Annotated in this window: 19 protein-coding genes; 9 read left to right on the top strand and 10 right to left on the bottom strand. The window is 72.1% G+C overall.

The features are described from left to right. Entirely contained in the window at window positions 1-165 is a 165-nt protein-coding gene (locus VIU94_RS35860) for a hypothetical protein (RefSeq protein WP_331918242.1), read from the bottom strand. 128 nt (window positions 166-293) lie between these two features. Further along, the gene (locus VIU94_RS35855; RefSeq protein ID WP_331918240.1) at window positions 294-1238 is read right to left on the bottom strand and encodes a GNAT family N-acetyltransferase; all 945 of its coding nucleotides are present in this window, start codon (window positions 1236-1238) and stop codon (window positions 294-296) included. Window positions 1239-1392: 154 nt separating this feature from the next. Here VIU94_RS35855 and VIU94_RS35850 point away from each other — a divergent pair, with 154 nt between their 5' ends. Further along, entirely contained in the window at window positions 1393-2049 is a 657-nt protein-coding gene (locus VIU94_RS35850; RefSeq protein WP_331918238.1) for a maleylpyruvate isomerase N-terminal domain-containing protein, read from the top strand. A gap of 20 nt (window positions 2050-2069) precedes the next feature. Here VIU94_RS35850 and VIU94_RS35845 read toward each other — a convergent pair whose 3' ends face one another. After that, window positions 2070-2366, bottom strand: coding sequence for an antibiotic biosynthesis monooxygenase family protein (locus VIU94_RS35845; RefSeq protein ID WP_331918236.1), 297 nt, complete (start codon window positions 2364-2366; stop codon window positions 2070-2072). A gap of 144 nt (window positions 2367-2510) precedes the next feature. Here VIU94_RS35845 and VIU94_RS35840 point away from each other — a divergent pair, with 144 nt between their 5' ends. Beyond that, window positions 2511-3110 (top strand): DUF998 domain-containing protein, encoded by a 600-nt coding sequence (locus tag VIU94_RS35840; protein ID WP_331918234.1) that lies wholly within the window; start codon window positions 2511-2513, stop codon window positions 3108-3110. A 13-nt stretch (window positions 3111-3123) separates the two neighbouring features. Here VIU94_RS35840 and VIU94_RS35835 read toward each other — a convergent pair whose 3' ends face one another. The 3 genes from VIU94_RS35835 to VIU94_RS35825 all read right to left on the bottom strand — a co-directional run bounded on the left by VIU94_RS35835 (window position 3124) and on the right by VIU94_RS35825 (window position 6137). Next, window positions 3124-4461: a radical SAM protein gene (locus VIU94_RS35835; protein ID WP_331918232.1), complete on the bottom strand. Its 1338-nt coding sequence runs from the start codon at window positions 4459-4461 to the stop codon at window positions 3124-3126. A gap of 146 nt (window positions 4462-4607) precedes the next feature. Beyond that, on the bottom strand, window positions 4608-5093 hold the full coding sequence (locus VIU94_RS35830; protein ID WP_331918230.1) for a VOC family protein: 486 nt from the start codon (window positions 5091-5093) through the stop codon (window positions 4608-4610). A 147-nt stretch (window positions 5094-5240) separates the two neighbouring features. Further along, complete coding sequence (locus VIU94_RS35825; protein ID WP_331918228.1) at window positions 5241-6137, bottom strand: alpha/beta hydrolase; 897 nt, start codon at window positions 6135-6137, stop codon at window positions 5241-5243. A 118-nt stretch (window positions 6138-6255) separates the two neighbouring features. Between VIU94_RS35825 and VIU94_RS35820 the strand changes: the two genes are divergently transcribed. Next, complete coding sequence (locus VIU94_RS35820; protein WP_331918226.1) at window positions 6256-7290, top strand: helix-turn-helix domain-containing protein; 1035 nt, start codon at window positions 6256-6258, stop codon at window positions 7288-7290. 95 nt (window positions 7291-7385) lie between these two features. Here VIU94_RS35820 and VIU94_RS35815 read toward each other — a convergent pair whose 3' ends face one another. Then, window positions 7386-8117 (bottom strand): hypothetical protein, encoded by a 732-nt coding sequence (locus VIU94_RS35815; protein ID WP_331918224.1) that lies wholly within the window; start codon window positions 8115-8117, stop codon window positions 7386-7388. A 220-nt stretch (window positions 8118-8337) separates the two neighbouring features. Here VIU94_RS35815 and VIU94_RS35810 point away from each other — a divergent pair, with 220 nt between their 5' ends. From VIU94_RS35810 to VIU94_RS35795, 4 genes are all read left to right on the top strand, one after another. Continuing rightward, a complete protein-coding gene (locus VIU94_RS35810) occupies window positions 8338-8904 on the top strand; it encodes a PadR family transcriptional regulator (RefSeq protein WP_331918222.1) in 567 nt (188 codons plus the stop codon). Window positions 8905-8981: 77 nt separating this feature from the next. After that, window positions 8982-10700 (top strand): acyl-CoA dehydrogenase family protein, encoded by a 1719-nt coding sequence (locus tag VIU94_RS35805; protein ID WP_331918220.1) that lies wholly within the window; start codon window positions 8982-8984, stop codon window positions 10698-10700. A 78-nt stretch (window positions 10701-10778) separates the two neighbouring features. Next, window positions 10779-12458 (top strand): serine/threonine-protein kinase, encoded by a 1680-nt coding sequence (locus VIU94_RS35800; protein WP_331918218.1) that lies wholly within the window; start codon window positions 10779-10781, stop codon window positions 12456-12458. A 137-nt stretch (window positions 12459-12595) separates the two neighbouring features. Beyond that, window positions 12596-13870: a TerD family protein gene (locus VIU94_RS35795; RefSeq protein ID WP_331918244.1), complete on the top strand. Its 1275-nt coding sequence runs from the start codon at window positions 12596-12598 to the stop codon at window positions 13868-13870. Between the two features lie 19 nt (window positions 13871-13889). Here the strand turns inward: VIU94_RS35795 and VIU94_RS35790 are convergent, their stop codons facing one another. Both VIU94_RS35790 and VIU94_RS35785 read right to left on the bottom strand, forming a co-directional pair. Next, window positions 13890-15695, bottom strand: coding sequence for a vWA domain-containing protein (locus tag VIU94_RS35790; RefSeq protein WP_331918216.1), 1806 nt, complete (start codon window positions 15693-15695; stop codon window positions 13890-13892). After that, complete coding sequence (locus VIU94_RS35785) at window positions 15692-16753, bottom strand: ATP-binding protein (protein WP_331918214.1); 1062 nt, start codon at window positions 16751-16753, stop codon at window positions 15692-15694. The genes VIU94_RS35790 and VIU94_RS35785 overlap by 4 nt, the downstream gene beginning before the upstream one ends. 42 nt (window positions 16754-16795) lie before the next feature. Between VIU94_RS35785 and VIU94_RS35780 the strand changes: the two genes are divergently transcribed. Next, window positions 16796-17032, top strand: a complete 237-nt coding sequence (locus tag VIU94_RS35780) for a hypothetical protein (RefSeq protein ID WP_331918212.1) — start codon at window positions 16796-16798, stop codon at window positions 17030-17032. 11 nt (window positions 17033-17043) lie between these two features. Further along, the gene (locus tag VIU94_RS35775; protein WP_331918210.1) at window positions 17044-17463 is read left to right on the top strand and encodes a TOBE domain-containing protein; all 420 of its coding nucleotides are present in this window, start codon (window positions 17044-17046) and stop codon (window positions 17461-17463) included. A gap of 49 nt (window positions 17464-17512) precedes the next feature. Here VIU94_RS35775 and VIU94_RS35770 read toward each other — a convergent pair whose 3' ends face one another. Continuing rightward, window positions 17513-18769, bottom strand: a complete 1257-nt coding sequence (locus VIU94_RS35770) for an AMP-binding protein (RefSeq protein ID WP_331918208.1) — start codon at window positions 18767-18769, stop codon at window positions 17513-17515. Window positions 18770-18780: the final 11 nt, after the last annotated feature.

Below are 18780 nucleotides of genomic sequence, written 5' to 3'. Positions count from 1 at the left end.
CTAGCGGTCCCTCTCGTCCGGTTCCGGAGGCAGGCCGGCGTCCTCGCGGTCCTCTTCGAGGCGTCGCTCGAGTTCCTTGTCGTCGGGTCGGCGGGGCATGCCGCGACTGTGCCCGGAGTCCGGGTCGCCTTCGACCTTCTTGTTCGACTTGTGGTGCGGTGCCATCGCTCTCTCCTTGCCGTGGGGGTGCGGTCCTGCCCGGCAGCGTGGCCCGGTCGGGACACTCACCACTCAAACCCCGTGGTCGGCGACCCGCAAGCGGGGTGGCGACCACGGGGAGCGGCGCTCGGAGCTCAGAGCGTGCGGCTGAATTCCAGCCGGTCGGCGAAGTTCACGTACCCGGCCCGTGCGAACGCCTTGGCCATCGCGACATTGGCCGCGTCGCAGTCCCCGCGGATCTCGGCGGCGCCGTTCGCGGCCAGGACCCGGGTGCCGCGTACGACGACGGAGGTGGCGTACCCCTTGCCGCGGTGGGCCGGCGCGACGCCGACGAATCCGATCACGGGCACGCTCGGGTTCTCGGCGGGCAGGCTGATCACGGCGGGGCTGCCGTCCGCGTCATAGCCGATCTCCCACCACGCGGGCTCGTGCTTCAGCTCGGCCGTCTCCTCGAAGAGCAGCTCGGCCGCGCGCCGCGGACCGTGCTCCCGCACATCGGCCGCGAGCCGGGCGTCCGCCGTGTCGGCGAGCAGCTCCTCCAGTACGGCGACGAACGGCTCGGGGCCGAGCTCGGCCAGCGTGCGGAAGGTGAGGCGGGGGTCGTCGGCGGGCAGCGCCGCGAGCGTGCCGTCGGAGACCTGGAGGCTGAACCGCCGGCCGTCGCGGACCGGCCGGAAGCCCGCCTGCCGCAGCAGCTCGCCCCGGCGCTCCGGACCACGCTGGAACTGCGGGGCCTGGGCGGGGGAGTCGACGACGTGCTCCAGCTCGTTCGCGCCCAGCTCCTTCGCCCTCGCCGCGGCGGCGTCGAGCAGCGCGGCCGCGACCTCCGGCGCGTCCGCAGGAGCCTCGAACAGCACCATGGCGAGCGGGACTTCGTGCCCCGGTATCGTCCACAGCACCACACTGCCGACGAGCCGCCCTGCCTCGCCCTCGGCGACGAGGCACCACTCGGGGCGGGTGCAGGAGCTGTCGAGCAGCTGGCCGAGGTACGCGCGGGTCCCGGCGTTGCGCTCGGCGTCGCCGGGGTGCTCGACCAGGGCGGGAAGTTCGTCGGGACGGGCGGTGCGAACGAATGTCACGGTGAGCCTTGTCGGTTCGGTGGAGAGCGGTCGGTGCTGCGTGGCGAACCTAGCCCGGTGGGCGGGTCGCGGACCAGGTATTTCCGAGCCGCGGCCGACGTCCGCAGGGAGCGACGATCCTTGCCGGACCCCAGAACCTTGCTAGCTTGCGACCGTGGACGACTTCTCACGCTCCTGGACGGCCTTGCGCGCGGCGGTCGCCGCACTCCCGGACGAGGACTTCACGCGGCCGTCCGGCTGCACCGGCTGGCTGGTGCGGGACTTGGTGTGCCATCTGGTCATCGACGCCCAAGACGTCCTGATCACCCTCGTCACCCCCGCCGATACGGAACCGACCCGGGACGCGGTGACGTACTGGGACGTCGCCCAGACCCCGCCCACCGGCGAGGACCCGCTCGACGCGCTGACCGTCCGGCTGGCCGCCGCGTACGAGGAGCCGCGGCTGCTCAAGTTCCACCTGGACGACGTCGGCGCCGCCGCCGGGCGCGCCGCGGAACTCGCCGATCCGGCTGCCCGGGTCGGCACGCAAGGCGAAGTGCTCACCGCCGGCGACTACCTCTGCGCGTACGTCCTGGAATGGACGCTCCACCACCTCGACCTGAACGCCCACCTCTCGCACGCGACGGACCCGCCTGCGGAAGGTCTCGCCCGCTCGCGCGCGATGCTGGAGAAGATCGCCGGCACGGCGTTCCCCGCGTCGTTCTCCGACGAGGACGCCCTCCTGATCGGCACCGGCCGACGCGCCCCGGACGCGGCGGAGACGAGGGAACTGGGCGACCTGGTCGCGCGCCTCCCGTTCGCCCTGGGCTGAGCAGTCGGTCGTGCCGTGCGTCAGGCCAGCGGTGCGATCGTGAAGTGTCGTACCTGGAGCGGGGCGAGCAGGTACTCGTCCTCACCCGGAAGGACCACGGGCTGGTCGCGCCAGTTCTCGCCCGCGTAGCCGACCAGGTCCTCCTCGCTCCGCCAGCGGCTGACGTAGAGGAGCGAGTGCGGCGGAGCCACCAGTACCTCGTGGTCCAGCAGTCCCGGGTAGCGGGCGGGGAACTCACGGACGGAACCGACGATCATGTCGTGGAACGCCTCGAAGCGATCCGGGCGCACCTGGGCCTCGCTCATCCTGATGATCACGTCCCGCAGGCTGCCACACGCGCCACCGCCTTGAGAACCCCCGATGGCCTGTCCACCGCGTCCACCGTTCCGTCCCGGCCGATCGGACACGCACGCCCGCGTGTGAGGACGGAAAGGATGAATCTGGCGATTTACGGTAGGTCGATGCGTTCTGTTCCGTGGTGGGCTCTCGCCTCGTCGGGGTGCGCCCCCGTTCTGCTGGTCGCGGGCTGGGCGATCTCGGGGCTCCTGGAGGGGGCCGCGTACGACCCCATCCGGCAGACGATCAGCGTGCTGGCGGCCTACGGAGCCGCAGGGTTCTGGGTCATGACCGGCGCGTTCATCGGCCTCGGCGTCTGCCACCTGCTCACCGCCTGGGGTCTGCGCACAGCCGAGTTCGCCGGACGGCTGGCGCTGGCCGGGGGAGGCCTGGCGGCGCTGGCGGTGGCGGTGGTGCCGGCCCCGAACAGCGGCGGGTCCCTGCGGCACGGAACCGTCGCCGTGGTGGGCTTCACCCTCCTGGCCGTGTGGCCGGTGCTGGCCGCCGTGCGCCGCGGGGCCGCCCCCTGGGGGCTGCGCCCCGGGCCGTCCGTCGTGGCCACCGTCGTCATGGGCCTCGGCGCGGCCTGGTTCGTGTTCGAGATGAACCGTCAGGGCGCCGCAGGGGTCGCGGAACGCCTGGTGACCTGCGTCCAGTCCCTGTGGCCCCTGGTGGTCGTCGCCTCCTGCCTCCGACGGCCCCCCGGCGAGGCGCCGTCGAAGTGACCCCGGCCGCCGGTCAGGACGACGACGGGTCCTCCAGCCCCTCCAGGCTGTCCATGAAGGAGCTGACGGAGAACACCGCGCGGCCGGGACCGGCCGGGCCGTAGCCGGGCGGGGAGCTCAGCCCGAACTCCTCCAGCGTCGCCCGGTACGTCTCCAGCAGCCGGATGTGGTACTCCAGCGGCGCGCCCAGCGGGTTGGCCTTGCCCAGCGGGGTGGTGGGCTCCGGGCACCAGGTGGTGAACCGGGGCACGACGCCGTTCGACATGAAGAACCGCAGGCCCTCCCTGGTCGACTCGATCGCCTCGCTCACCTTGGTGAAGCCGAACGGCTCGGCCATCTCGATGCCCGCCACGAAGTTCGGGATCACGTTGCGCGGCCCGAACACCTCGGTGGAGTCGAGAATCCGGCGGTGCCATTCGTCGCGGCCGACGTAGCGCTCCTTGCCCGGGCAGTGGAGCTCGAACAGCCGGCGGTCCCAGACCTCGAAGTTGGGGTGGTAGATCCGGATGCCGTAGTCGTGGAAGCGCTGCACGGCGTCACGGGGCAGCGCCTGCGCGACGACCTTGCCGGTCCAACGGCCCGGGAAACGTTCCTCGATGGCCTTCGCGTAGTGCCCGTAGAAGTCCGCCTCGTCACGGCCCGCGACCTTCGAGGTGATCGAGCCGCCCGTGAGGGTGTAGGCCCGGGAGGTCCCGGCCGTGTCGTACCGGTCGATGATCTCCAGGGCCTCCAGCACCTCTTCGACCGGCTTCACACCCGTGTACGGGCGGCCCGCCGCCTTGTGCTGGCGCCAGTTGTGGTTGATGTCGCAGAACTGGCACTCCTCCTTGGCACCGAAGTACTGGCAGACCCGGAAGACCGTCAGGTAGATGAGATAGCCCCACTGGATCGTGGGCGCGACCTCCATCACCGACTTCCCGTTGGACAGCTTGTGTCGGTAGTACTCGGGCATCGGCGGCAGGCCGACGTCGGCGATCCGCGCGCCGTCCAGATACAGGCCGAGCGCGCCGTCCTCACCGCCCCGCACGACGTACGGAGAATCGGGATTGACACGGACGGACACGACCGTGCGGCGCAGCTCGTAGGGGCCGCCGGTGAGCACGATCTCCTCCGGAGGACGGTTCAGCGCGGCGGCGCCGAGCTCCGGCAGGGTGCGGTGGTCGAAGGAGAAGATGAAGTACGACTTCGGCTTGACGTCGCCGGAGGCCCCGTCGGCGGTGCCGCTGAGCGCGGACTCGTCGAAGGCCATGCCGCCCCGCAGCAGGTCCTCCTTGATCACCGCCTCCCGCGGTACGTGCGGGAACCTGCTCATCAGGTCCTCGACCAGCGCGGTGCGGCTCGGGCTCTCCATGTGCTCTCCTCAGGCCTGCTGCATGGACGGATCCATGCAGAACAACCTATCTGCCGCCTTGAGCGAGGGCCCGCCGGGGGTACGCGGCCGCGTCAGGTCGCCGTGCCTCCGCCCGGTTCCGGTGGGGAACCTGGCGGGCGGACGGCTCAACTGCCGTTCTTCTTCGAGTCCATGGACTTCATGGCATCCGCTGCCCGCTTCTCCATCTCCTCCGCCGTGACGTCCTCCACATGCGTGGCGACGTTCCACCGGTGGCCGAAGGGGTCCTCGAACTGCCCGGTGCGGTCGCCGTAGAACTCGTCCTTGACCGCGGACAGTTCCTTGGCGCCCTGGGCGAGGGCCCTGGCGAAGACCGCGTCGACGTCCTCGACGTACACATGCAGGGTGATGGGCGTGCCGCCCACCGACTTCGGCGAGCGGAAGTTCAGGTCCGGGTACTCGTCGGCGAGCATGATGACCGAGTTGCCGAGCGCCAGCTCGGCGTGGCCGATCTTGCCGCCGGGCGCAGGCATCCTCATCCGCTCGTCCGCGCCGAGCACCGACACGTAGAAGTCGATCGCGGCCGCGGCCGGGTCGACGCAGAGGTACGGCGTGACGCGCGGGTATCCCTCGGGAATGGGCTGGACAGCCACCGGACTCCCACCTTTCCGAACAGTGGCGATCACCGCCGACCGCCGCCTGCGACCAGGGATAGCCCAACCGGCGGGACGCGCGCCGCCGCCGCGCGGCAGCCCCTTGCCGGTTGCCCCGAAGGGCGGCAGGGGGCTGCCACGCGGGCCTCAGGCGGCCAGAGCGCGCCGCAGGGCCTCGGCGACGGCGGCGATCTGACGCTGGGACACCTCGGCGGACAGGATCGCCTGCGACCCGTGGAAGGTGCCGGGCCACTGGCGCAGCTCGACCGACACGCCGGACTGGAGGAGGCGCAGCGCGTACGCGATGCCCTCGTCGCGGTTGGGGCAGAACTCCGCGGTGGCGATGTAGGCCGGAGGCAGGCCGGACAGGTCGGCGGCTCGCCCCGCGGCGGCGTACGGCGTGGCGGGCTGCGAGCCCAGGTAGTGCCGCCACGCCGTGGCCACCTTGTCGCTGTTCATCCAGGGCACATCGGTGAAGTTCCGCCGCGACCACGTTTCCGGCCGGTCGTCGAGCCCGGGCTCGTTGAGCAGCTGGAAGCGGATCGTCGGCCCCTGCTGGTCGCGCGCCCGCAGGGCCACCGCGGCCGCGATCGCGCCGCCGGCGCTGTGGCCGGCGACCGCGATCCGCGCCGGGTCGAAGCCGAGTTCGGCCGCGTGCTCCGCCGCCCAGGTGAGTACGGCGTACGCGTCGTCCAGGGCGGCCGGGAACCGGTGCTCGGGCGCGAGGCGGTAGTCCACCGAGATGACCACGGCCCCGGTGAGGTCCGCGATCCGGACGGCCCAGGGGTGCTCGGTGTCCAGACTGCCGAAGACGCCTCCGCCGCCGTGCAGCCAGACGATGGCGCCCTGCGCCTGGCGCGGGCGATAGATCCGCACCGGCACGTCCGGATCGGCGGGCACCGTGCGGTCCTCGACCTCCATGGCCGAGGTGTCCGGCGCAGGGACCGCGGCGGCGCCCTCGGCGAAGATCTTGCGGGCGGCGACCGGGTCGTTCATGTCGATCTGCGGCAGGAAGGGGATGAATGCTTCGAGTTCGGGATCCATGACGACCATCCTCACGGCCGGCCCGCGAGGGGTCATCCGCCGTCCGTCGCGCATCCCGCCCCGATCGCGCACCGTTCGGCGCGCCCTCGCGCTTCCCTGCCCTGTCTATCCTTCTGGCATGCAGGCATTGGCTGTTCGGCTGTCAGGACTCGATCCGTACGTCGACGGCGCGATCCGCATCGTCGCGTTCTACGACACGCTGATGCGCCGGAGAGTCGATCTCCCCGCGCTCGCCCGCGCGTCGGCGGGCCTGGCCGAGTGCGTGGCCGGGATACGGCTGCACGGCACGGGACGGTCGATCCGCGTCGCGCCCGAGGGCACGGAAGCCGCCACCCCGCCGTCGCCCGCGTCCACCACGGTGCCGATCACCCTCGACGACGAGGAGATCGGCACGGTGTGGCTGGAACGCCCGGGCCCGCCCAACCCCCTCGACGAGGTGCTCCTCGACCGGCTCGCGATCGCCGCCGGGGCGGCCGTCGAGCGGTACGGCCCGGCCCGTACGACCATGGCCGACCCCGCCCTCGTCGAACTGGCGATCAGCCCCGACAGCGACGAGGCGGCGCGGGCGCGGGCGCTGCGCCTCCTGGGCTTCGCCGCCGGCCAGCCCGTCCGCGTCGTCGCCGTACGCTCGACGCTCCCGCTCGACCGGATCGGCGGCCTGATCTGCCCGAACCGCCCGGTGAAAGCGGCGCCGCTCGCCGACGTCGGCGTCATCCTCGCCACGACCGTCGACAGGGACCTGTTCCCGGCAGGGGTACGCGCGGGCATCGGCGCCTCCGAGAGCCCCGACCGGTCCTGGCGGGGGGCTCGTACCGCCCTCCGCTTCACCAGCACCCGCGAACCCGTCGTGCGCCACGCCGATTTGGGCGCGCTGGCGCTCCTCGCCGAGATCCCCGAGGACGCCTCGCGCGACAACGCCGACGTGGCCGCGATCACCCGCATCGCCGAAAACCCGGAGGACCTGGAGACCCTGGACGCCTACTGCGTCACCGGCTCCCTGCGCCGCGCCGCCGACCTCCTCCACCTGCACCACAGCAGCGTCGCCCGCCGCGTCGACCAGCTCGGGAAGACCCTGGACATCGACCTCACGGCCCCCACCGGGCTGACCCGCGCCAGGCTCGCGCTCGGCGTGTGGCGGCTGCTCGATTCCTGACGCTGCCGCACCCTGGCGGAGTTCGACGCCTGGACGGCCGACGAGACCACCACGCTCAGCCTCGACCCCCATGGGTGACGGCGCCGTCTTGCAGGTCAGGAGGGTGAGCCCCAGGCCGTGGTGAGCCCGTCCAGCCACGCGGGCGGGAGCTCGGCGGCGTCCCACTCCTCCCGCAGGGGCGAGGGCGCCGTGGCGAGGCGCTCCAGTACGGCGATGCTGGTGGGGGAGTGGAGGAGGGTGTAGCGCCCGTGGATCGCGATCGCGCTGCCGGGCCCGTACTCCGCGTACAGCCGTTCCAGGCGTACGCGGTGGGTCGAGGCGAACTCCGTCAGCCGCCCCGCGTACCCGGCCCGTTCCCTGGTGCTCATCGTGCCGAGCACGGCGATGAGCACCTGCTCGGACACCTCGGGGTCAAGGTCGGAGACCGCGGTGAACGAGAAGTAGAGCGGCGTCACCGCCACCTTCGCCCGCTCGACGTCCATCCTCCCGACAGGCGGACGCGCTTCGTCGGACGAGGCGGAGGAGGCGGACCCGACGATGCTCCGCAGTGTGCGCTCGGCGAGGTCGCCGAGCTCGTCGGTGGCGGCCCGGGTCCCGTCGAGCCAGCCGGACGCGTAGAGCTCGCCCTTCTCCCCGGGGGCGGTCGCTCCGATCCGGCCGATCTCCCGGTGCGCGACGGCGAGGGCGCCGGCCTCGACGAGCCCGATCAGCTCCTCCGCGTCACCGGAGTAGACCCCAGCCCGCTCCAGGAGCCGGACGAGCGTGATCTTCGCGTTGAGGACGCTGACCGCGTCCAACTCCTGCCGGCCCGCATCGGCGGCATTCATGGGTCCTCCTCGTCGCTTGTGCGCCGAGCCGAGCCTACGTTCCCCGCACTCCGACCCCGGCCAAGGAGACGCCCACCGCTGCTGGCAGTCGTGCGATCTTGTGCCCTTCATGTGACGCCCGGGTTCGCCATGGCTGTCTGCGAGAGGAAATCCCAGTGGACCTTGGCCACAGGGCCGGGGGAGGTTGCTATGCAACGAGTTGCATAGCATCATCGGGGGCATGGCGCTCGAACACGCGATCCTCGTGTCCCTGCTGGAGAAGCCGGGGTCCGGCTATGAGCTGGCTCGGCGGTTCGAGCGGTCCATCGGGTACTTCTGGACCGCCACCCACCAGCAGATCTACCGCGTGCTCAAGCGCATGGAGAACGACGGCTGGGTCGACGTCCGGGAGGTGCCGCAGCACGGCCGGCCGGACAAGAAGGAGTACTCCGTCGCCGACCTCGGCCGTGCGGCGCTGGCGAGTTGGCTGCATGAGCCGATCGAGCCCGAGAGCGTCCGGCACGACCTCGCGGTCAAGATCCGCGGCGCCGCCTTCGACGACCCGGCCGCCCTGATCCGCGAGGTGGAGCGGCACCGGCAGGCGCATACGGAGCGGCTGGCCCACTACCTCTCCGGCGAGGCGCGCGACTTCCCCACACCGACCGGCGCCGAGGCGCGCGGTCCGCTCGACGCCGAGCGCGAGTTGCAGCACGTCGTGCTGCGCGGCGGCATCGCGTACGAGCGGATGATGATCGGCTGGCTCGACGACGTCCTCGCCACGCTCGAACGGTTCGGTCCCGCGGACTGATCCCGGTTCGGCCCCCTACCTCGCTGACCGCGCCACCTTTGTCCCACCCTCACCCTCCCAGCCGAAAGGCGGCAACCATGGCCGACGCGCTCCTGTTCAACCCGCGGACCTACGACCCCGCGCACTTCGACCCGGAGACCCGCAGGCTGCTGCGGGCCACCGTCGACTGGTTCGAGGAGCGCGGCAAGCGGCAGCTGATCGAGGACTACCGGTCCCGCGCCTGGCTCGGCGAGTTCCTCGCCTTCGCCGCCAAGGAAGGGCTGTTCGCGACCTTCCTCACGCCGGCCTCCGCCGCGAGCGGGGACGACCAGCGCTGGGACACCGCCCGGATCGCCGCCCTCAACGAGATCCTCGGCTTCTACGGCCTCGACTACTGGTACGCCTGGCAGGTCACCATCCTCGGCCTCGGCCCCGTCTGGCAGAGCGAGAACCCCGCCGCGCGCGCCCGCGCCGCCGAACTCCTCACCGAGGGCGAGGTGTTCGCGTTCGGCCTTTCGGAGAAGGCCCACGGCGCCGACATCTACTCCACCGACATGCTGCTCGAGCCCGACGGCGACGGCGGCTTCCGCGCCACCGGCTCGAAGTACTACATCGGCAACGGCAACGCCGCCGGACTCGTCTCCGTCTTCGGCCGCCGCACCGACGTCGAGGGCCCGGACGGGTACGTCTTCTTCGCCGCCGACAGCCGCCACCCGGCGTACCACCTGGTCAAGAACGTCGTCGACTCGTCGAAGTTCGTGAGTGAGTTCCGGCTCGAGGACTATCCCGTCGCGGCCGCGGACGTCCTGCACACCGGGCGCGCCGCCTTCGACGCCGCGCTCAACACCGTCAACGTGGGCAAGTTCAACCTCTGCACCGCCTCGATCGGCATCTGCGAGCACGCGATGTACGAGGCCGTCACGCACGCCCACAACCGGATCCTGTACGGCCGCCCCGTCACCGCCTTCCCGCACGTGCGCCGCGAGCTGACCGACGCGTACGTCCGTCTCGTCGGCATGAAGCTGTTCAGCGACCGCGCCGTCGACTACTTCCGCTCCGCCGGCCCGGACGACCGCCGCTACCTCCTCTTCAACCCGATGACGAAGATGAAGGTGACCACGGAGGGCGAGAAGGTCATCGACCTGATGTGGGACGTCATCGCCGCCAAGGGCTTCGAGAAGGACAACTACTTCGCGCAGGCCGCCGTGGAGATCCGCGGACTGCCGAAGCTGGAGGGCACGGTCCACGTCAACCTGGCGCTGATCCTGAAGTTCATGCGCAACCACCTGCTCGACCCGGTCGCGTACGAGCCCGTCCCCACCCGCCTGGACGCGGCCGACGACGCGTTCCTCTTCCGTCAGGGACCGGCCCGCGGCCTCGGCGCGGTGCGCTTCCACGACTGGCGCGCCGCCTACGACGCGTACGCGCACCTGTCCAACGTGGCCCGCTTCCGCGAGCAGGCCGACGCCCTGTGCGCGTTCGTCGCCACCGCCGCGCCCGACGAGGAGCAGAGCCGCGACCTCGACCTGCTGCTTGCCGTCGGCCAGCTCTTCGCGCTCGTCGTCCACGGGCAGCTCGTCCTGGAGCAGGCGGCCCTGACCGGCCTCGAGGGGGACGTGCTCGACGAGCTGTTCGCCGTGCTCGTGCGGGACTTCTCCGCGCACGCCGTCGAGCTGCACGGCAAGGACTCCGCGACCGAGGCGCAGCAGGAATGGGCGCTGGGCTCGGTCCGGCGCCCGGTCGTCGACGAGGAGCGGTCGGGCCGGGTCTGGCAGCGCGTCGAGGCGCTGTCGGGCGCGTACGAGATGAAGCCGTAGGCGCCGGCGCTCCGCGCTTTCGCGTGACAGGCCGGTCACCGACCGGCCTGTCACCGGCACCGCATACCATGACCGCCCATGAGCACGAGTGAGGACCGAAGACCCCTGGTCGACGGACGGTTCCGATTGATCTCCCGCCTCGGCAGCGGCGGCATGGGCACGGTCTGGCGAGCGCGCGACGTCGCCCTGGACCGGGACGTCGCCCTCAAGGAGGTCCGCCCACCCGACCCGGCCGTCGAGGAGGCCAACCCGGGGTTCGCCGCGCAACTGCGCGAACGGGCCGTCCGCGAGGCCCGGGCCCTGGCGCGCCTTTCGAACCCGCACGTCGTGACCATCCACCACATCGTCGAACCGCAGGACGGCTCGCACCCGTGGATCGTGATGGAGCTCGTCGAGGGCCGCTCGCTGTACGACCGCCTCGCCGAGGGCCCGATGCCGGTGGCCGAGGTCCTCACTCTGGGCCGCCAGGTCCTGTCCGCCCTGCGCGCCGCCCACGCCGCCGGCATCCAGCACCGCGACGTGAAGCCCGCCAACGTCCTGCTCCGCCCCGACGGCACCGCCGTCCTCACGGACTTCGGCATCGCCGTGCTCAGCGAGGCGACGTCCCGGCTCACCTCCACCGGCGACCTGATCGGCTCCCCCGAGTTCATCGCCCCCGAGCGGGTCCGCGGCGAGGAGGGCAACCCGGCCTCCGACCTGTGGTCGCTCGGCATGCTCCTGTACGTGGCGGCCGAGGGCCACCACCCGCTGCGGCGCGCCACCAGCCTTGCGACGGTGGTCGCGGTGCTCGACGACCCGATCCCCACACCGGTCAGGTCCGGCGCGCTGACGCCCGTACTCGCCCAGCTCCTGGTACGCGATCCGGCGCTACGGCCGGACGGGGCCCGGCTGGACCACCTGCTGGCCGAGGCGGAGGCCGGGCACTCCACTCCCGTGGCCCCGACTCCGCCCCCGGTTCCGGCGGCCCCCGGTCCGTACGCCCCGCCCTACCCCCACCCCGCGTACGGCCCGCCCGCCTCGCAGACCGTGCCGTCCGGACACGCCACGCCCGGCGGCGGGTTCGGCCCGCCCGTACTGCCCCCGCCGTCTTCCTCCCGTAACCGCCGACCGGTCGTCACCGTCGCCGTCGCCCTCGCGCTGGCGACGGCCGTGGTCGTGGGCGTCGTGAAGCTGCTCCCCGACGGCGGCAGCGGCGGCTCGGATTCCGGTGCGAAGGGCAGGACGCCCTCGAACGCGAGCCGCACGCCGGGGACCGGAACGGGGACGGCCGGGACCGGCGACACCCAGCCCAGCACCCCCGCACCCCGTGGCTCCCTCCTCACCACGGCCAACACCCGCGCCGTCATCGAGGCCTTCCGCAAGGCCGCGGGGACGAGCACGATGAAGGAAATGACGATCTACGAGGAGTACGCCCTGGCGGACATCCCCACCCGCCCCGGCGCGAAGACCTACGACGCGTACGAGTTCCGCAACGGAGTCGCCCGCAGGACGGGTCCCGGCGGGACCCTCGACGGGGCCGACGAGCAGCCCTTCGACGTCTCCACCATGAACTGGGCCGGCCTTCCCGCGCTGATGAAGCGCGGCGAGAGCGAGCTGAAGGTGGAGCGCCCCAACTTGCGCTACGTCATCGTCGGCCGCTGGACCTTCAACGACGACCGCCCCACGCTGCGCTACTACCTCACCAACGAGTACAGCGCCGTCGGCTATCTCGCCGTCGACAGCGCAGGGAAGGTCGTGTCGAGCCACCCGGCGTCATGACGACGAGCGCTCTGACGTCGTCGCGCTCCGGCAACTGACCGCCCGGGCCTTGCCCTTGGGCGTGCTCGCCTGCAAGATCGTTGCGTGATCGAACAGGGTGGGGACATGAGGGGAAAGGTCGGTACATCGTGGAGACGATGATCAAGGGAGGCAACTGCTTCGTACCGTCGGTGCCGTTGCGGATCGCCGTGGGCGGCGGTCTGGACGCCATGGCGTTGCTCTTGACGGAGAGCGGGGCCGTCCGGGGGGACGGGGACGTCGTCTTCCACGGTGCGCCGGTTCATCCGGCGGGCGCCGTACGGCTGTTGGGGACGGATCGGGGCGCTGCGTGGCTGGAGGTCGGTCTCGGCGTCGTCGAGGAGCAGATCGACCGCGTCCTCGTGGTCGGGTCGACGCGGAGCGGCGCGATGCGGGACGTCGCCGGGTTGTCGGTGGAGGCGTTCGCTCCTGACGGCACGTCGGTCGTGCGATACGACGTGACCGACGGCGCGGGCGAGACGGCGATGGTGCTGGCCGAGCTGTACCGGCGGGCGGGGGGCTGGAAGTTCCGCGCCGTGGGGCAGGGGTACGCCAACGGCCTCGCGGGCCTGGCCGCGGACCACGGAGTCGGTGCGGTGCCGTCCGGTGTGGGCGTGACGGTGACGAAGCAGGACCTGCCGCCCGCGCCGGCCTACGTACCCCCGCCCGCGCCGGTCTACGTGCCCCCGCCGGCGCCTGCCTACGTACCCCCGCCTGCCCCGGCCTACATGCCCGCGCCCCCGCCCGCGCCAGTACCCGCCGTCGCGCAGCCCGCGCCGGCCCCCGTCGCTGCCGCATGGTGGACGTACGGCCCCGTCTTCGAGCCGCGCATCCTGACCGGCCGGGACAACGACGTGATCACCGTGGACGGGCTGCCGCCGGGGCCGGTCGTGGTCGAGCTCGCGGTCAAGGGGGACGGGTACACAGGGCTGACGACCCTCAACTGGCGCAACAAGGAGAAGGACAACCTCGTCAACAGCACCGAGGACGACTTCTTCGGCCGGGTGCTCGCCACGGTCCCGAAGAACGGGACGCTGCGCATGAAGCTGGAGGCGGAAGGGCCCTGGAAGGTCCTGGTGTCGCCGCTGGCGGCGGCCCGTCCCCTGACGGAGGAGGAGTTCGAGTCCCGCGGCCCCGACGTCATGCTGCACACGGCCGGTGTGGCCGACCTCGTCATCCACTACCGGGGCGACGACAACCTCATCGTCAACACCTACGAGCTCGAAGGGCACGACGACCACACCGAACTGCCCGAGGACGAGAACGTGGTCAACGAGATCGGCAAGCGGCGGGAGACCGTTCCGCTGCCGGAGGGCCCGCTCGTGGTGCAGTTCGAGATGGCGGACGGTCCGTGGCGGGCGTCGCTGAAGCGGTTGCAACCGCACGGCGGCTAGGGCCTGTCCGGGGTGCGGCCTAGCGCAGGCGGAAGACCGGGCCCCGGGGGGTGAAGGGGAGCACGACGCCCTCCGGGACCAGGTAGGCGTGCTCGGCGCGGACGCGGAGCACGTCGCAGTCGGCGTCCGTGATGATCAGCACGGGCGCCGTCGGCGGGAAGTCCTCCGCCCGCCGCAGGAGGTCGACGCCCGGCTGGAGGACCGTGCCGCCCCGGCCGCGCACGCGGACCCGGCCGGCGATCTCCGACGGCGGGAGGTAGCCCGCGTCGTACGCGGCGGCGTCGCAGAACACCACGCGCGCGGCCGGGACGTCGCGGGCGTCGGCGTACGAGGCGATCGCGCCGAGCGCCTTGCCGAGCAGCCGTGCGCTCATGGAGCCGGAGGTGTCCAGGACCACGCCGAAGGTGCAGCGGGCGATCTCCTCGGGCGGGAAGTACCGTCCCGCGCGCGGGATGTCGGGGGTGGACGCCTGACGGCGGGCGGGCCGCGCGAAGCTGCGCACGGGTTGGGGGCTGGGCACGAACTCGTCGAACCAGCGGGCGAGTCGGGCGTCCCACGGCACGGGCGGGTGGGACAGCGCCCGGATCTCCTGGACGAGTCCCTCCGGCAGCAGCCCGCGTCCGCCGCCGACGTGCAGGTCGAAGCCCTGGACCAGGCCGCGCCGGTAGAACTCGTCGAGGTCGACCCAGTCGCGGCCGCGGCCGTCGAGCGGTTCGCCGATGATGTCGCCGACGCCCTTGCCGCGCAGGGTGGCGAGCCGTCGCATGCGCCGGGCGTCGGTGACGATCCGGTCGTACACCTCCTCCGTCGACAGGCCCCTCAACTCTGGGTCGTACAGCAGCCCTTCGGGCATGGCGCCGACGGCCATGTCGACGAGCCAGCCGTTGACGACGTAGTCGGCCGCCACATTGAAGAGGTACGGGTCGCGGGCGCCGCGCCGGTCGCCGTGGCGCAGGGCGGCGTGCAGCATCTCGTGGGCGAGGATGAAGCGCCATTCCTCGGCCTCGAACCGGCGCATCGGGTTGACGTAGATCTCGCCGAGCGTCGCGTCGACGGCGGCGACGGCGATCCCGTGGGCGCGGGCGAGTTCTGGATCGGCGACGAGCTTCAGACCGGCCGCGATGCCGCCGAGCAGCGGGTAGGAGGCGATGAACCAGCTGAGCGCCCTGTCCCACGGCTGCCGGCTGTGCCGTGCGCCGGTGAGCGTGTCGCGTCGGCCGCCCGCCACGTCCATGGCCGCGGACATGGTGCCGGTCAGGGCGCGGGCGAAGGCGTGCTGCCAGTCGGGCAGGGTGGTGCTCCACATCGGCCACGGCACGAGGACCTGATCGGGTGCGTCTCCCGCCGTGCCGCAGCGCTCGTACGCGGCGGGGACGCCGCCGCGACGCCAGCGGGCGGCGAGCTGCTCCTCGTCGCCGTCGGGGTACGAGTCCGGAAGGTGCTCGGGGGCGCGGCCGACGGGGAAGGTGAGCAGGAACCGGTTGACGACGGCGCAGCGGGCGGCGAGGTCGAACCGGTCGGGCTGCTTGCGCCGGCGCTCTTTGCCGGCGGGGACGTGCCCGAACCCAAGATGGATGAGGCAGTGGGCCACCGCCCAGGCCCAGTCGGCCGGCTCGGCACGGCGGTCGGGGTGGACGTGCAGCTTGCCGTCGGAGTCGACGGCGACCAGGCCGTGACGCGGGCTCAGGTCGCAGTCCCGGCTCCGGCAGACGTCGGTCCCAAGGGCGGCGAGCGCCGGGTTGCGCTTGACGAGGGCCAGTCCGGCCAGGAAGGCCTCGGTGGCCGCGTCGTTCCGGGCCTTCTTGCCGGGCGCCCGCCGGCTCACCGGCGGGCCTCCACCAGCCGGGGCATGTCGCGGGCGGCCTCGACGAGGAACCAGGCCGGCAGCACGGGCTGTCCGTCCTCGTCGTCGCGGATGACGGTCTGAGCCACCTCGACGGAGATCTCGGCGAGCTGGACGAGCAGCGCCTTGGCGCGGTGGGCGGTCTGCCGCAGGGCGGGCGAGACGTGGTCCTTGCCGGAGCCGAGGTCCTTGACCAGCCGGCCCCGGAAGGAGTCGGCCAGGTAGTAGAGGAGGTCGCGGTCCTCGATGCGGTGGGGCCACGACGCGTCGCCCTTGATGATGGAGTCGATGCCGTACGCGTGCCGCACGATCTTGGCGTAACCGCAGAAGGAGACGGCGTGCGCGGGAGTGAGGGCGCCGTACGCGATGACCTTGAGCGTCTCCTCGTCGAGCGTCGGCCCGAAGGAGTGCAGCGCGTCGGAGAGCATGTGCCAGGAGCGCGGGGTGGAGAACGGCTCCTCGGTCTTGGGCGGCTGCGACCAGAGGTGGTCGGGCCGGTCGGTGAGGTAGTCGACGACCCACGGGTGGATGTCGTTCTCGCCCGCCCACACGAGCCAGTCGGTGGTCGAGGCGCGCAGATGGACGTGGGCGAGGCGGTTGACGAGCGCGGAGGCGATGGGGCGGGCGAGGGCGTTGTCGGTGGCCCGGTTGCCCGCGCCGATCACGATGGATCCGGCGGGGAGTTCGTACGAGCCGATGCGCCGGTCGAGGATGAGCGAGTAGAACGCCTTCTGCACGTCGGGCGTGGCCGCGTTCAGCTCGTCGAGGAAGAGGCAGTACGGCTCGTCGCGGGCGATGGACTCCGGCGGACAGAAGACGGACTTGCCGTCGCGGATCTGCGGCACGCCGATGAGGTCCTCGGGCGCGAGCTGGGTACCGAGCAGGCTGACGCATTCGAGGCCGAGGGACGCGGCGAAGTTCCGCACGAGGGACGACTTCCCGATTCCCGGGGCGCCCCACAGGAAGACGGGGCGCACGGTGGCCAGCCCGAGCAGCAGCTCGGGCACCCGGGCGGGCGTGACGGTGACGACGGCCTGCAAGCGGAGGACTCCTGAGGAGAAGGGGGGCCGGACGAAGGCGAAGTGCTCGAAGCGCGCGAACGATGCGAAGTGCTCGACGCGCGCGAACAACGCGAAGTGCTCGACGCGCGCGAACAACGCGAAGTGTTCGACGCGCGCGAACAGTGTGGTCATACCGGGCACCACGGCGCAGCCGATTTATCGCGCGGTGCGCCCCGGGTTCCCGAGGACGAGGCGATACCGTCGGTCGCGGTCCAGGTCACAAACGTGATGGCCGTGTCGATTCCGGACGATTTGTGAGGCGTGTTTTCATGACCCTGTCCATCCGCAACCAGTTCCCCGGGACCGTCACGGCCGTCGTCGCCGGGGAGGCCATGGCGTCCGTGAAGGTACGTCTGGCCGGCGGCCAGGACATCACCGCGGCGATCACCGCCGCCGCCGTCGAGGACCTGGGCCTGACCGAGGGCTCGGCGGTCAGGGCGCTCGTGAAGGCCACCGAGGTCGCGCTCGCGACCGGCCCCGTCGGCGGCATCTCCATCCGCAATCAGATCGCGGGCACGGTCACCGATGTGTCGACCGGCGGCGCCATGGGCGCGGTGAAGGTCTCCGTGGACGGGGGCGAGCTGACCGCCGCGATCACCAAGGACGCCGTCGAGGCTCTCGGCCTTGCGCCCGGCACCGCCGTCGTCGCGCTGATCAAGTCCACCGAGATCTCGCTGTCCGCCGTCTGATCACGCCGCGCCCGCCCAGGGAGACATGGGCGGGCGCGGCGCGGGTCGGTCAGGCCGAGGGGCGTTCGTCGACGACCTGTTGGAGCTTGCCGGTCCGGGGGCTCGTGACGAGTTCGGACCGCGGCACCCACTCCACGGCGAGGTCGTGGATCGCGCCGGCCGCCACCTCGGACGGAAAGAGGGGGCGGGCCGCGTACACGGCGTCGATGAGCCGGGCGCTCAGATCCGCGGGAGGCTCCTCGACGTAGCCGAGGCGCAGGATGAGCCCGTCCCGCCCGTCCCAGCGGCGCTGCACCATCTGCATCCCCGCGATGAAGCGGTCCGGGTCGGCCTCGACGAGCACCGCGCGGACGTCCTCGACGGGCATCGTGACCACCCCGACGCGGCCGCCCTCCATCGACCGGCCCAGGAGCCGGAAGCGCCGGCACGCCGGGTCGACCCACTCGGCGCGGTCGCCCGCCGGGTAGCGGATGGTCGGCATCAGGGTGCGGAACAGGTTGGTGACCAGCACCCGGCCGGGCACGCCCGGCGTGGTGACGGGCTCGCCGGTCTCGTCGTCGACGATCTCGACGAGCGTGCGGTGGGGGAAGGCCTCGTGCACGCGGACGTCGTCCCCCGGCACCGGCCGGCCGACGAGCCCCGCGTCGTTCGAGGCGTAACCGAGCGAGGCGACGGCCGCCTTGGGGAAGGCCCTCGACAACAGCGGCCGGAGGTCGGCGAAGAGCAGGTCGCCGCCGAAGAGCAGCAGCTCCACGGACTCGGCGGTCTCGCCGCGCTGGACGAGGCACTCCGCCACCGCGGCCAGCTTCATCGGCACGCCCGCCAGCACGTGCACGCCGAAGCTCCCGATCAGGTCGGCGACGTACTCGTCGGACGCGCCGGCACCGACCGGCAGGCGGACGTTCTCCACCGGCGCGTGGTGCAGTGCGTGCTCGATGTAGAGGAATCCGCCGTACAACTCGCCGGCCCAGAAGAGGTTGGCCACCTTGTGTCCCGGCTTCAGGCCGGCCTCCACGATGCCCGCGCCGAAGGCGGTCACCGAGTCGGCGTGCTCGGTGCGCGACCAGACGCACAGCTTCGGTACGCCGGTGGTGCCGCCGGTCTTGTAGACGCCCGCGTCGGTCAGCGGGCCGGTGAGCAGCCGGTTGTCCGGCCAGGTGTTGGCCGCCCAGAACGCGGTCTGGTCGACGATGGGCAGTTCGGTGATGTGGGAGATCGTCCGCGGGACGTCCCGGTACGCCTCCGCGTAGAACGGCGAGTGGGTCCGGGCGTGGTCGACCAGCTCTTGAAGCGACTTCGCGGGCACTGCGTCTCCTG

It is taken from the genome of Streptomyces sp., from assembly GCF_036566765.1.
Taxonomy (GTDB): domain Bacteria; phylum Actinomycetota; class Actinomycetes; order Streptomycetales; family Streptomycetaceae; genus Streptomyces.
Note: the sequence above shows the minus strand (reverse complement) of the source record. Positions and strands in the feature narration are given on the sequence as shown.